Genomic DNA, 16,022 nt, shown 5'->3' on the forward strand with positions numbered 1-16,022 from the left:
ACATAATATAGTCTCTTTGTACAGTGCGTAAGTCCTAATAACTATTAACTCTTAATACCATTTTAATATAAAGATGCATAAAATAACCCCACCGCCTGTGGCACCTCCCCTTGCTAAGGGGAGGTTGAGAGTAGGCTGTTGACTTTGTACTTTTTTAGAGGCTAAATTTTCATCCAATATCTATAACCTAACTTGTTCCTTGTATCCGGCAAGGAATACAGAGATGGAGGAACCCCACCTCCAGTCTGGACAAGAGGCAGAGCCTGGAGAACCAGTCAATAACATAAAAATTGCATGAAATAAAAATGCGAAAATTACATCAAAGTCAACAGCCTAGGTTGAGAGGAATCGAAATAATGTGCAGCTTCACAAGTAATTGCTATAACTCCTAACTCCTAACTCCTAACTATTATTAAATTGGGATTTGGATTACAAATTCTGTACCATTTCCAGGGGAAGAAATACACTCTAATTTTCCACCATGTGCTTCGGTAATTATTTGATAGCTGATTGATAGTCCTAATCCCGTACCTTTACCTTCGGGTTTGGTGGTAAAGAAAGCTTCAAATAGCTTTTGAATTACTGCTTCTGGTATTCCCGATCCATTATCAGCAATTCGCAGTGTTAATAAATTATTGGCTGTGGACGTTGTAATCTTGATGATGTTGGGATTTTTTTCAATTTCTAAATATTTTTTACCTGCATTTGATTCATCTAGTGCATCAATTGCATTGGCAAGTAGGTTCATAAATACTTGATTGAGTTGACCAGAAAAACATGGGATTGGGGGAATATTTCCATATTCCTTGATAATTTGAATTGCTGGTCGTTCTGCCCTGCTTTTGAGACGGTGAGATAATACAATTAAGGTTGTATCGATGTTTTCGTGAATGTCAACTGGACGTTTTTCGCTAGCGTCTGTACGGGAGAAATTTCGGAGCGATCGCATAATGTCACGAATCCTATCTGTACCAAATTTCATTGAAGAAATCATTTTGGGTAAGTCTTCTTTTAAGAAGTCTAAATCGACGTTTTCGATTTCTTCTGTAATTTCGCTACCAGGGTTGGGAAAGTTTTCTTGATATAAATTAACTAGGTTGATTAAGTCTTCGATATATTGTTTAGCATGGTTGAGATTACCATTAATAAAACCGACAGGGTTATTGACTTCGTGGGCAACACCTGCTACTAATTGTCCGAGTTGGGAAATTTTTTCGGTTTGAACTAGTTGTGATTGGGTACGTTGGAGTTTGTCGAGGGCAATTTCTAAATTTTTTCTTTCCTGTTTGACAATATTTTCCGCACGTTTGCGTTCCGAGATATCCCGTGCGATCGCGAGAAAACTGGGTTTGCCGTTGTAGGTAAATGGTGTTGCTTTGACTTCAATATCATAGTGTGTACCGTCTTTGCAAATACTCACTGCTTCGCACTCAAATTGTTCACCCTGACTAGTTTTGATGATACATTCTCTAAATAGAGGTACGGAATCTGGGTGAATGTATTTAGAAGGGTTTAATTGTAAAATTTCTTCACAGGAGTAACCATGCATTCCTGCGTAAGCTGGGTTAGTCGCAATCATTTCTCCTGTTTCAATATCGATAATTGATAAACCGTCGTTGACTGCTTCAAAAATTCCCCGATATTGTTCTTCTTGTTGCTTTAATACTTTTTCTGCACGTTTGCGATCGGTTGTATTTCGAGTTACTGATAATCCATGAAGTTTTCCGTTGTATTGAATTCCATTCGCTTTAACTTCGACATCAAATAGTGTCCCATCTTTAGCGATAGTAACTACTTCACAGAAAAATTCTTTGCCAGCTTTGACTGTCTCCATAAATTCACTAAAGCAGTGAAGATAATCGGGATGAACAAAATCAGCAGGTTGAAGATGTAGCCATTCTTCACTTGTATAGCCATACATTTGGGTTGTTGCTGTATTGACTGCGATAAGTTGACCTGTTTCTAAATCGCAAATTGATAAACCGTCGATTGTATTTTCAAAAATTCCACGAGACTGTTCTTCTTTCTGTGCTAAAAGAGCAAAAGATTCGGCTAGTTGTTGTGATTTCTCTTGCTCACGGGCAAAAAGTTTGGCATTTTCAATAGCGATTGCTGCTTGTGAGGTTAAAATTTGAATAATTTGTAATCTGTCTTTGCTAAATGCATCGGTAACTAAATTATTTTCTAGGTAAACAATACCAATAAATTTCCCTTGATAGAGAATTGGCGTACATAATAAAGATTTGGTTTGCTGTTTAGCTATATAAGATTCAGTCTGAAAATTTCCCCCCAGACTAGCATTATTTAAAACTAGAGATTTGTGGGTTCTGGCAACATAATTAATTATCGAAATTGGAATATCTTCGCTGCTATCAACTTTAATTGACTGTAATTTGATTTCGGAAGCATCTTCGTCATTATCTGCAACTTCAATAAATAATTCTTTGTTGCGTTCTAAAATAATACACCCTTTTTGAGCAGAGGAATTTTCTAAGATAATATGTAGCAAATTGTATAGTAGTTTATCCAAAACTATTTCGCTGGAAATAGCTTGTGAGGCTTTCATTACTGTCGCTAAGTCTAAGCATTGCTGACTTGTAGTTGTGCTACCTTTGGTATTTGTTAAAGTTGATTGAGCTTTACCTTTTTCTCTTTCTAAGTATTTCTTAATTATCTGAGAGTATTGTTTTTCTAGCTGGTGAATTTTTGCTTTAGCTCCCCAGCGCATGTAGCTATTATAAGCTTCCCAGATGTAAGCTGGGGCGATTTTCGATTTACCTAGTGCGAGATAAAATTCACCTGCGCGTTCATTTGCTAGTGCTGTATCTTGAATATATCCGTTTTCTAATGCACCAGAAATTGCTAGGTCATAAAATTCCATTGCCTGATATTTTTGTCCGAGAAAATGATATTTTTCAGCTTCAATCAAATCATATTTATGCTGATAATTCATGGGCGCATGTTGTGACCATTTTTGCAATATATCTTGATTTTCACTAACTTGCTGAAGTAAATTTTTAGTATCACTAGAATCTGGTTTTAATGTCGCTAAAATAGCTAAAGAATCGTAATAATAGAAGAAAGGAACACTACAGAAACTCATTCCTCCTGCTAAATATTTTCTAGCTTGATTAGCAATTTCTACTGCTTGCTTAAAATCACCAAAACCACAACAAAGAATTAGTTTACGAAGATAAAGGTGGAAAAATCCTTCGAGTTCATTTGCTTCAGATAAAACTGGTAATAGTTTATTTTCGTCACCAGCTTCACCAACCAAAATACAGGAGTCATTGGATTTACCGAGCCAATTTTGAACCGATTGCCAAATTGTTTGATAACTATATTGGGTTCTTTCTTGTTTCAAATTTGCTAAAACTTGAGGGATATAATCAAGTTTTTGTTCAACTGCTACTAATTCATCACCTATTAAATATAAATGGTGACAAATTTCTCTGAGGCAGTATCCTAAAAATTCAGCATTTCCACCTTCTAATCCAGCCTGATATCCAGTTTGGAGAAGCTGTAGAGAATCTTTAATATGTGCTTTGCCATGATTAATAAAGGCAGCGACAACATAGTAAGTCATGGATTTTATTGACTGAGATTGATTTTTTTCTGCTAAAGTAAGAGCTAATTTTCCAAATTTATCTGCGGTTTCAATGTCTTGCTGAATGGACATTAATAGCATTCCATAACAGCTATAGCAAAAAGCGGCAGAGGGAGCATTCCCAAATTTAACTAATAATTCGACTTGCTTTAGTGTAATTAAATGTGCAAGTGTAGGGGCAGTAATATAAGCAGCAAAAGTTACACTTGATAGTAGTTGTATCGTCGCTAGATGGTTTGGTTCAACCATCATGGGAAGGTTTACTAAATCTTCGATATTTTGATGTTTATTCTTAAATAGCTCTGCTATTACTTGTAAAGACTCTTCGACATCACTTTCTGTTGGTTGTTCGGGGAAAATCAAACCAAATTGTTGTAAAGCTTTTTTTGCGATTTTAATTGCTTGTAAAGGTTTATTTTGGGCTGTGCTAGCTTGAATAATGTTCTCATAAACTTTGACTGTATCGAGAGGTATTTTGGCATTAGTAATTACCGTTGCGGCAAGCTGTTCCATCAACTGATAATCAGCACACAAATAAGCTGCTTCTATCGCATTTTCATGTAATGCTAAAATGAGTTCATAATTACTTTGCCAAGTTTGATAATTTAGTAAATCAATTCCCAAATTGAGGTATTTTAAAGCCATATCGTATGCTGAAATTCCTTTAGCCTTGCATCCAGCAATTAAATTAAGTTTGGCAATTTCGGTTTTTTTATCAGTTTCTAAAACCATCTGTAACCCTGCATTCAAATGATTCACAATTTCAAAGACAGATGCTTCCAAATCTTCATCTTCGGTGTTTTTTAATAGTAGTTCTCCTATTTGCCAATGGTGTTCTTGACGAGACTGAGTAATCAAATTGTATGCAGCTTCTTGAATGCGATCGCACGCAAATTTAAATTTCGGTTGATGCTTAGTATTTAATAGCTTGTTTTCAATTTCACTACTAAAAAATAAACGATAGTCATTATTCAATGGCACAATTAAATCTAGCTGTAATGTATCCCATATATCTTCCATTACTTGTTCGGAAGTATTACTACTTATTTCCACGATAGTTTGTAAATCGAATTGATTACCTACACATGCAGCTAACTGTAATACTTGTTGTGTTGATGAAGGTAATTTCTGGAATTTATCAATCATCAAGTCTACAACATTATCGGTAATATTTTGATTTTTAATTTGCTCAATATCCCAAATCCAAGCATTGTCTTTATAGTCAAACTTTAATAATCTATCACTATATAAAGACTTAATTAATTGCGTCAAAAAGAAAGGATTACCTTGAGTTTTATCAAATAATAACTTGGATAATAGGGTAATATTCTCGATGGAAACATCTAGAGTCTCAGCAATTAGTTGTTGTACATTTTGAATCGTCAAAGGTTTAAGTTTAATCGATTCTATTCTTGCCACTCCAGTTGTAGAAATTGTTTCTAATAAGTGAATAAAAGGATGATTACAACTAGTTTCATTATCTCGATATGAAGTAATTATTAATAGGTGACGACTTTCTGGATTACTCATTAATAATTGTAAAATTTGCAGTGATGCAGTATCTATCCATTGCGTATCATCCATGAAGATAACTAACGGATGTTTTGTATCTGCAAACACTTGAATACACTGACTTAAGGTGTATATATAGCGGTTTAATTCTTCTGTTGGGCTAAGTTTTGGTACAGTTGGTTGTTCTCCAATTAATAACTCTAATTCAGGAATAACATTTATAATTATTTGGGCATTTCCATTGAGGTTTTTAAGTAACTTTTCTTTCCATTCCTCCAACCTTTCCAAACTCTCTATCAATATTTGTGATATGAGACTGCGTAATATTTGTAAAGTTACAGAAAGAGGGGTATCACGTTGAAATTGATCGAATTTACCGCAAACAAAATAGCCTCGTTGATGGGTAAGATTGGTAATAGTTTGATTTACTAACAACGATTTTCCCACACCAGAATAACCACTAACTTGTACTAATTCACAGCTACCTTGATTAACTCGTGCAAATGCTTGCGATAGTTGTTCTATTTCCCTTTCCCTTCCATATAGCTTTTGAGGTATATTGAGTTGACTCTTGCGATCGCATTCCCCAGCTACAAAATCCGATATAATCCCCGATTCTTGATACTCATCCCAACATTGCTGCAAATCCACCAATAACCCAGATGCAGATTGATACCTGTCTTCGGCATTTTTTGCCATTAATTTTGCGATAACTGCTGCGATCGCATTGGGAATTGATGGGTTTAATTGCTGCGCTGGAATTGGTATTTTGGCAATATGTCCATAGACGATTTCTAAAGCTTCTTCACTATTAAATGGTAGCTTACCCGTCAAAAGTTCATAAAAAGTTACACCCAATGAATAAAAGTCAGTGCGGTAATCTATACATCTGTTCATCCGTCCAGTTTGTTCCGGAGACATGTAAGCTAAAGTACCTTCTAAGTCAGTTGTATTAAGGAGTTGAGTTGTTTGCTGACTCAACCTCGAAGCAATACTAAAATCTGTAATTTTTACTTCCCCTGTCTGGGAATTAATGATGATATTACTGGGTTTTATATCTTTGTGAATAACCCTACTAGTATGTAAAGAGGCTAAAGCTTTGGCTAATTGTACGGTAATGCTTAGGAAAGTATTAATAGCTAAACGATTATTCTTATCTATCGAGATAAATTCTTTAAGACTAATACCACCAAAATCTTCAGCAACTAGCACAAGATAATTTTGAAAGGTTTCTAAACCGTAAACTTTAACGACTCCATCTAAATTCAGATTTTTGGTGGTTTGATATTCATGCTTTATCCGCGAAATTTGCTCTAAAGTCGAATATTCTGCTTTTAAAACCTTCAAAATAACAGAATGCTGGTTTTTTTGACATTTAGCTCTACAAACCGTCCGATTTTCGGCTTCATCAATTACTTCTGTAATCTCATAACCTGGAATTGTTAAAGCTGAGGTCATTATTATTACCTTATACAAAAAAGATTATCGATATTCTAGGTATCGATAATCTTTTGTTTACTTCTTTAAATAGGATTCCCCTCAGAAGATGAAAACTTCACTAAGCAATCATCAAAAATACTTATGTATATACTGATTTATGGTTGTTTATAAACTTTTTAATCAGTCTTTTAATTTCTCTAAATCCTCGATAATTGACAACTATTGCCGCAAATCCTAACTGTCGTAGTCATTTAATTTCATTAATCAATCAAGGTATTATTTTTTACTTATTGCTGAGTAAGTATACAAAATAGTAATAGTTTTGGGAGACTTTAAAGATTTTAGAGGCTTGTTAAATGCTGCTTCCAGAAAATAAAATATCCCACCACACAATTATCAATCGTATCACTGGTAAGGGCAGGGGGACCCGGCCCCTACAGTAATTTAGGTGGGACAATCTAATTATTGGTTTTTAATTTGACATACCTCCTCGCTCCTTGAGGACGAGGATTCCTTAACACTTCACTGAGATGTGCTACCGAAGTAGTCTTATCTTCTCTCCATGTTCGTTTAGAGTCTCCCAATGCCCTATGGCGACAATATTGATTTTACCATAGTCTTTGACAAAGCCTTCCTAGAAGGACGGGGCTTGTATCCCATTGATTTTGGTCATTCACAGAAGCTTGCTGTGCAGCTTTATCAATCATGCAAATTAGGAGAGAATGGATGCACTTATTAATATTAATTATATCATTCGTAGGGGCTGGGTCTCCCCGCCCCTTATATATGCCCCTTATATATCCGGAATGTTCAAAATTTATACATTCTGTGATGCTAGCTGCGTCTGGTACTGTTTTTGCTGCATTGTTACATACAAGCGATTTAGTGCATTTACGTATGCTTGTGCTGATGCCACAATGATATCAGTATTGGCTGAATGACCTGCGTATACACGACCTTCATGACTTAAACGAATTGTGACTTCGCCAATCGCATCAATTCCGGCTGTGACTGATTGTACCGAAAACTCAATCAACTGGTTAGGTACATTCGCAACCCGATTAATCGCTTTGTAAATTGCATCAACAGGTCCAGTTCCAGTTGCTGCATCCGTCAATTCCTGTCCATCGGGAGTGCGAATTGTTACCGTTGCGGTGGGACAGGAATGGTCTCCGCAGGATACTTGTACTAATCCCAGCTTGAATAAATCGGGAGCTTGCTGAATTTCGTCGTTGAGGAGTGCTTCTAAATCCCAATCGGTGATTTCTTTCTTTTTGTCAGCAACATCTTTAAAACGGACAAATGCTTTATTCAAATCTGCTTCTGACACTTCATAACCCAGTTCTTTCAAACGGGTACGAAAAGCGTTACGTCCAGAATGTTTGCCCAAAACGATTTGATTATCATTCAAACCAATTAATTGAGCATCCATAATTTCATAGGTGAGTTTATTTTTTAACACACCATCTTGATGGATTCCTGATTCGTGGGCAAAAGCATTTGCACCAACGATCGCTTTGTTTGGCTGTACCAACATTCCCGTTAAATTGGAAACTAAACGGGATGTCTTATAAATTTGCCTTGTGTCAATATTCGTTAACGATGCTTCGGAATCGACATCTCTACCCAAAAAAGGGTTAAAATACTGCCGTCGCACATGCAAAGCCATCACAATCTCTTCTAATGCAGCGTTTCCAGCCCGTTCACCAATGCCATTAATTGTACATTCCAACTGACGCGCGCCGTTTTTTACTGCCTCTAAGAAATTGGCGACAGCTAAACCTAAGTCGTTGTGCCCATGAACAGAAATAATTGCCCGATCGATGTTGGGAACATTCGCTTTAATTCCCTTAATGATACCGCCAAATTCGCTGGGAGTAGTATAACCAACGGTATCAGGAATATTCACAGTTGTAGCACCTGCGGCAATTACCCTCTCTAATACCTCATACAAGAATTCTGGATCGGAACGTCCAGCATCTTCTGGGGAAAATTCCACATCGTTGGTAAAACTCTTTGCATATGCGACCATTTCTTCTGCGATCGCAAGAACTTCGGCTCTGGTTTTTTTCAACTTATATTCGAGGTGAATATCGGAAGTGGCAATAAAAGTATGAATTCTTCCTTTTGCCGCATCTTTGATTGCTGCTGCTGCTCTTTTGATATCTTCGTGTTTTGCCCGTGCCAAACTACAAATTATTGGTCCTGTTTCCGTTCCCACGATTTGAGCAATTTTACTAACTGCTTCAAAATCCCCTGGACTGGCAAAGGCAAAACCTGCTTCAATCACATCTACTCCCAGACGTGCTAGCTGTTTTGCGATCGCTAATTTCTCATCAATATTTAAAGTTGCTCCCGGAGATTGCTCCCCATCCCGCAACGTGGTATCAAAGATAATGATTTTGTCTGTGTTGTTATTCATTGCCAGCTACTTAATAAATTTTTACTTTTAGCTACAAATATCTTCAACTTTAATTTTTAGTTTTAGTATTGTTAATAATTACTAAGATATCTAGGAATATTATGAACCTTCAGATTTTTCTATAACATCTCGAATATCATTTAAATCGATATACCTATCCGTAGCATTACGTAATTCTCTCGCAATCATCCCCTCCGTTGACACCACCGTAATATGAGTATTTTTAGACCTTAATAACTCTATAGCCCTTTCAAAATCACCATCTCCACTAAATAAAACAACTCGGTCATATTGGTCTACTGTATTAAACATATCTACAACAATTTCGATATCGAGATTTGCCTTTTGTGAGTAGCGACCGGAAGTGTCATCATAATATTCTTTGAGAATTTTCGTTCGGACAGTGTAACCAAGACTAATTAGAGCATCTCGAAAACCTCGTTGGTCTTGAGGGTCTTTTAAGCCAGTGTACCAGAATGCGTTGATTAGAGTCGTGTCCGACTGTTCGTATTTGAAATATTCTAAGACTCTGCGTGGGTCAAAGAACCAACCATTTTTTTGTTGAGCGTAAAACATATTGTTTCCGTCTACAAATATAGACAGACGATTCATAGTCGTACCCATAGAAATTAACACCAAGATATTATTATAGATAAGAATTTAGATGGAGCAATAGATTATAGCAATTATAAAATGACTTATTTGCTAATATCCGTGAATTTTGTTAACGTATATATCTTTTGTCAAATTTGTCAAACATTTCTTTTTAATCAGGCATTTTTAATCAAACATCCTCAAATAAAAATTTATTTAAACATTAAAACTGTGCAACACAGAGCTTCACCTTTTGTCATCAATATGGTAGGGTAATTACCCCTTATCTCTAACGACAAGCTACAACTCTAGTTAGCCATAAAGCCGAACGTCAGATGCAGCCACTCGATGCCTATTGCCTCAACATAATTGACCAATAAATTGACTAACAGCATCGATAACTGCATATCAATCCAGTTTACTCCCAAACAGGCGTGAAATAGGCAAGCACAAGATTATAAACTTCTGACTATCTGTAAGCTTTACTGTCAAATAAAGGACAAGCTAACATCGCTAGCAGATTCGCTTCTTTTCTGTTTTGACGTGTTGCAAGTATCGCATAATCCCATAGTCATATACGCTGACAACTTGCAAAACTTAGCTTTTCTATGAAGCGATAGTTACGAGTAGCAAAACTTATTTGGATAAGTTACATTATCCGTATCTACACTAATGATTGTTGTTCGAGGAAATATTACGTAGCAAAAGTAACTACTTACTTGCAAGCTAGAGTGCTGGAATTTGGTTGCTTTCCCTAGTACAAGAATAGAAAACATATAACCCAGAGTACAAAGAAAAAATTCTTGATTCGCGAGTTTTTCTGGCTAAATCAGAAAAAAATCATTAGTTATAGAATTTAGTGATAATGTTATGCGTCTGTACAGCAAATAACTTCCTAGCACGTAAATTGTACTAAAGCTATGGACTGAAACTTTTACACTAAAGAATTTGCAACTGTACGAATAGTATAACTGCGGTCAAACCATAGTGATAATCTGAGCTTAATGCCGTCGGCATATGGCATGGAAGATTTGAATAAACGATACAGGTATATATAAGAAAAGCATAGGATGTTCATTTAAGTATTATTTCCAGGTTTTAACCTATAACTACTGTGTAAATAAATAAGAAAATCTACGTAAATTAATTAGAATATGACGATATGGAAGAAGATACTACATCTACCTTAACCAAAAAATATTTATCCGCAACCGATCGACACTCAGGTAGAACGACAAAATCGACTGCAACAACTTCTTCAAAGGAATCCCAAAAGATAATTCGCTTGGGAAATTTGCTAGCTGGGTTGTGTGCTTTCGCTGGAGCTATTTTAAGTGGTTCTGATTTGCGGTTGTCGCAAGTGATGGAAAACCAAGTACAATCAGCATTTTATCAATTGCGTGGTTCCATTGCCCCACCTGAGAATATCGTCATTTTAGCGATTGATGACAATTCGATCTCCAAACCGGAACAGTATTACAGAAGTGATCCGCAAAAATTTGCTTTTTTTGAACCTGTACAAACTTTTCCCTTTAAACGGGAAGCATATGCCCAAGTAATTGAAAAATTATACCAAGCTGGGGCAAGCGCGATCGCATTGGATGTTGTGTTTGATTTGCCCAGTAGTCATGGTAGAGAGGATGATAAGAAGCTTTTAGCAGCTTTACAGCGTTATGGGAGTAAAGTTAGTCTTGCTGCCTTTTATGAGGAGTTTTACGAGGGTAGCCAACAATTTACTAAGCAGTTGCGACAACCCCAAGAAATGTTTCGTGGAAGTTCAGCATTAGTTGGTTCTGTGAACTTTCCGTTAGAATTGGAAGGTGATGGTAAGATTCATCGTTTAGCTTCCGAGTATCTCAAACAACCAGATCAATCTTCCTTATTTTCCGATTCGGTAGTCGATAAATTACCAGATTTTGATACAGCAACATTACGTGCAGCAAATATAGATTTTCCCAAACCAAAAGGCGATCGCATTTATTTTCGCGGTAGTGCGGGTACATTCGAGACTATACCATTTTGGCAGGTTCTCGATCCAGATTTTTGGAATAATAATTTGAATTCGGGAAAAGTCTTTAGAAATAAAATTGTGGTTATTGGTGCGACAGCCCAATTAAGCAATGACTTTCATCCCGTTGCGGTAAACTGGTTATTTGCGGAAAGAATGTCTGGAGTTGAGATTCATGCAAACGCGATCGCAACTTTAATGGAAGGGAATGCAATTGCGATCGCAATCCCCAATTTACTCACACGTAGTCTTTTTGTCTGTACATTAGTTGGTGGAATTGCTTATTTAATTTCCAGAAACAAATATAACCGAATCAAAATTATTTCCAGCTTTGCTTGTGCAATTATTTGGGGAGGAATTAGCTACATAACATTTATTTCAACGCAATTATTTTTCCCAACAGCAGTTCCCATCATGGGAATACTTGCAGTGGGGATATCTTACTTAGTCAGCGAAATCATCCTCCAACAACTTCGGAAAAAACAGCTAGTTGATATTATTAGAAAAAACCCCTCATCTCGCATTGCTCAAGAAATTCTTAGCCAACAAGAAGAGATTCGAGATTTACTTTTGCAGCGCGAACTCGAAATTTCTGGTAAAGTACTTGATGGACGTTATCGAATCGTCAAAGTATTAGGTTCAGGAGGCTTTAGCGAAACCTACATAGCAGAAGATACAAGACTTCCAGGAAATCCTCTCTGTGTGGTTAAACAACTGCAACCAGTTAATAACAAACCCGAACAAATGGAAGTAGCTCGACGCTTATTTAGTTCCGAAGCGCAAACATTACAAAAATTGGGCAGCTATCCGCAAATACCGCAACTTTTGGCTTACTTTGAAGAAGAAGATGAATTTTATTTAGTTCAAGAATACATTCTTGGTAACACACTCAGTCAAGAAATTCCCTCAGGAAAGTGCAACAATCAAGCATTTGTCATTGAGATATTATGCGACATCTTGCAGACTTTAGCATTAGTACATGAAAATGGCGTAATCCATCGCGATATCAAACCAAGTAACATTATGAGAAGGAAGTGCGATCGCAAACTTGTACTCATTGACTTTGGTGCTGTCAAACAAGTATCGACAGACTTATTAGAAAACCTCGATCAAACAGCAATGACTATCGGGATTGGTACAAAAGGTTACGCACCTACAGAACAATGTCTGGGAAAACCACAGTATAGCAGTGATATTTACGCAGTAGGAATGATTGCTATTAAAGCATTAACAGGAATCTCACCCCATGAACTCGAACATGACGAAAGTGGTCAATTAATCTGGTTAGATAGGGCAGATATAAACCACTACTTTGCCGAAGTACTAAATAAGATGGTGTGCGAAAACTTCCAAGAACGATATCAATCAACTTCTGAAGTTATTACAGCATTAAATCAACTAATTCTTTCCCAAAATATCGAATCTCCATCATCTGACAATTCATCAATTAATACTTTATCTTTAGACGATTGCGATACCCCTACTACTCCTTGGGATGGACTTTCAGGAAAATAAATCGGGAAAAAAATTAAAAACAATCCACAAAGACTCTTTCTATTTTTCGTGTTCCCAGACAATTGTAGGGGCGGGGTATTCCCGCCCTTACGACAGTTTTGTGGGAAAATGAGGGGTTATAAAACCCACATGAATTAAAAATTAACTAGGTACTGGGTAAATCACCCGGATACTCAGGAGGCTTCTCAGGAGGTTTTTCCGGAGGTTTTTCCGGAGGTTTCTCAGGAGGTTTCTCAGGAGGTTTCTCTGGTGGGGTAACTCCTATCGGTGGTTTTTCCGGAGGTTTCTCAGGCGGCTTCTCAGGAGGTTTTTCCGGAGGTTTCTCAGGTGGGGTAACTCCTATCGGTGGTTTAATTTCTGGGGGTTTCTCAGGAGGCTTCTCAGAAGGTGGTGGTGGTGGTGTTGATGACTGCGGTGGGTCTACTTTTGGCGGTACTGGGTCTACTTTTAGTGGTGGAGGAGTTACTGGCTGTTTTGGCTCATCAACAACGGCTTCGCGAGGTTCTGAGCGAGTTCTAGAATTACGTTGAGTTCTACCAGGTTGAACATCAGTGGCTCCTAATACAGTTTCTGTGGGAGCATTATCTTGAACAACAAAATCAGTGGAATCTTTAGAAACTGATAATTGTATAAACGATGGGTTTTCAATTGTACCAGCACCAGCTACCCTTGGTTGTTTCACTAGCGCTTCCGATGTTTCCGCACGAACACTATTTAGTGCTGTATCTTGGACATTAACTACATTTGGTTGAGTAAGATCGAGTCCTCGGACTAAATCACTGGTTTCATAAAAAGTCCGTAGATCAAAATCATACAATCTATCAAATTTGCCTTTCATGACAACCATCAGTTGCCCAGCTTTCAAAACTTGACTAGCTGAGTTGTCTTTGTTAAAAACTTCGATCCCGCTATTCGTCAACGCTCCAATAACTGTTGTATCTGTTTCCTTGTCGTAGCGAACAAATAGCGCAGAACCACGAATAGCAGCAGCAGCACTTGGTGTTCTGATATTGGTACGTCCTTGTCCAGGTGGTATCAACAACAATACCGTGCCGTTTTTGAGGGTAAAATTTCGTGTCTGGGGTAAAAACTGGAATACTGCCTGTTCTCCAACCCTTGCTATCGAACCATCATTGAAGCGTAAATCAGCCAGAGAACCACGTCCTGTTGACAACCCATCTTTTGGTTTCATTGCATCAGCACGCTGCGCTTTACGTCTGGGAAGCTTGTAAGGTTGCAGTTGTACCAAGTTACGTAAATCCTGAATTACTGCCCTAGTTAACGGAGTTTGGGCTAGTGTCTGATTTGACATGGGCAATATTACTACCCCAGACAAACCAATTACCATAAAGGGAAATAATTTACGTAACATTGTTTTCAGTTCAGAAAGTGTACTCATGCTCAACCCAGTAAGATTTGAAACGTAAAGCGCTCAGACTATGACTGACTATTATTCGTTATAACAAAAATCTTTACGTAAATTTGCTTAACTTTTACAAAAAATTACAAATATTAATTACTTGTAGATAGAATTAATGCTCTAGTAGCGCTTGACAGAAATAAACACAAAGCACAAGCAAAACATTTAAGTAGCTTGAAATCTTCGCAAATCAATAATTTTTCCCAAGCTGTATTCTACATGAAGCTCTCCGGGGGAAGTTTCCTCTGAAAGACTTCGCATTTTTGGATTTCACATTTTTTTACTAGTGAAATCGGTTTCATCAATACAATCGGTAAAACATTGGTTAGAAAATGCTAGTAGAAAATAAATGTTTAATGATATAACCTTTTAACCGAGACTTAAGTATCTACTTAAGTAGTGTTAGGAAGTCATAATTTAGGACAGGTTTAACTAAAGTTAGGGGGAAATACAAAATTGAATGGTTGAGACTTCCGAATCAACTTAATAAATCAATTTTTGAGAGACATTACTAGAAAGATGCAATCCTACAGAAGTTGGAAACTTTTATTATTTTGGAGCTTGCTAGCTTACGGTAGTACAAGCTGGTGGTTGCTTAAAGTAGATACAGTAAGCGCTACAACCTTAACTCAATGGAAACACAAAACACTTATGCTACCCAAGATACCACCTTTTGGCGAAAATCGGGTAGATAATCAACCTATCGCCAAGACAGAGGATAGGTTACAAAGGTTCCCAAGTTTGAAGAATTCAGAAGCAAGGGAAGATATTTTTCCATTTACAGCTTTTGTGGGGATGGGAACAAGTGTATCTGCTGTTGCATTTCCAACAAAGTTGATGCTAAAGGACGTAGAAAAGCCATGTCAGACGGTAAATTGTGATTCAGTTGCGATGTTCCCAGGGGAAACCGCACAAAGCGCGATACTCCAAAGGAGTCGCTATGCGATCGCATCAACAGATTCATTAAATAATTCATCTAATCCATCATTCAATACTTCATCTCAAACAAAAACAACAATTGCTCAAATTCGTCAAATACCTGCATCCCCAGCAGCACCAGAGAATCCTCAAAAGCCAAATGAACCTCCACAAATCGAAGCACAGCCAAACGAACCAACTCCAATCGATCCCAAACAAATCGAACAGCGTCTAGAAATACCGAAGGTTGATTACAGTAAGAGACTGGAGCGATTGCTGCAAAAACTTGCGGAAACGAAATCACAGTTACCCGAATCTGCAATTAACAACGAATTGGGAACAATTATTGCCAAGCCACAATCAGAGGTTAATCGGGAATTAGGAATGATTATTGCGAAACCCACAAATACAGACGGAAAACCAATTGAACAACTACCATTTCCGGAAACACCTCCTGTATCAAAAAAACAGCCATTAGTAACAAAACCTATAGGCTTTTTGCTTGGACGTGTGAGCTATTTCCGAACAAATAATCTGTTTTCGTCCGATATCGATCCCATTCAAGATGGTTTAATATATTCTGGAT

Annotated in this window: 5 protein-coding genes and 1 pseudogene; 2 read left to right on the forward strand and 4 right to left on the reverse strand. The window is 37.2% G+C overall.

What is annotated here, in order from left to right:
* Window positions 1-412 precede the first annotated feature (412 nt).
* From CK510_RS12315 to CK510_RS12325, 3 genes are all read right to left on the reverse strand, one after another.
* Window positions 413-6,577, reverse strand: a complete 6,165-nt coding sequence (locus tag CK510_RS12315; protein ID WP_095721986.1) for a PAS domain S-box protein — start codon at window positions 6,575-6,577, stop codon at window positions 413-415.
* Between the two features lie 799 nt (window positions 6,578-7,376).
* Window positions 7,377-8,981 carry a 2-isopropylmalate synthase gene (locus CK510_RS12320; protein ID WP_095721987.1) on the reverse strand — a complete coding sequence of 535 codons (1,605 nt, stop codon included), beginning with the start codon at window positions 8,979-8,981 and terminating at the stop codon, window positions 7,377-7,379.
* 99 nt (window positions 8,982-9,080) lie between these two features.
* A complete protein-coding gene (locus tag CK510_RS12325; protein WP_095721988.1) occupies window positions 9,081-9,605 on the reverse strand; it encodes a LabA-like NYN domain-containing protein in 525 nt (174 codons plus the stop codon).
* Window positions 9,606-10,737: 1,132 nt separating this feature from the next.
* On the opposite strand from CK510_RS12325, the gene CK510_RS12330 reads away from it, so the two are divergent.
* Entirely contained in the window at window positions 10,738-13,098 is a 2,361-nt protein-coding gene (locus CK510_RS12330; RefSeq protein ID WP_095721989.1) for a serine/threonine-protein kinase, read from the forward strand.
* Window positions 13,099-13,243: 145 nt separating this feature from the next.
* Here CK510_RS12330 and CK510_RS12335 read toward each other — a convergent pair whose 3' ends face one another.
* Window positions 13,244-14,497 (reverse strand): FecR domain-containing protein, encoded by a 1,254-nt coding sequence (locus tag CK510_RS12335; RefSeq protein WP_245912104.1) that lies wholly within the window; start codon window positions 14,495-14,497, stop codon window positions 13,244-13,246.
* A gap of 540 nt (window positions 14,498-15,037) precedes the next feature.
* Here CK510_RS12335 and CK510_RS12340 point away from each other — a divergent pair.
* Window positions 15,038-16,022, forward strand: a pseudogene (locus tag CK510_RS12340) (hypothetical protein); the annotation flags it as partial.

Source organism: Brunnivagina elsteri CCALA 953 (genome assembly GCF_002289455.1).
GTDB classification, from domain to species: Bacteria; Cyanobacteriota; Cyanobacteriia; order Cyanobacteriales; family Nostocaceae; genus Brunnivagina; species Brunnivagina elsteri.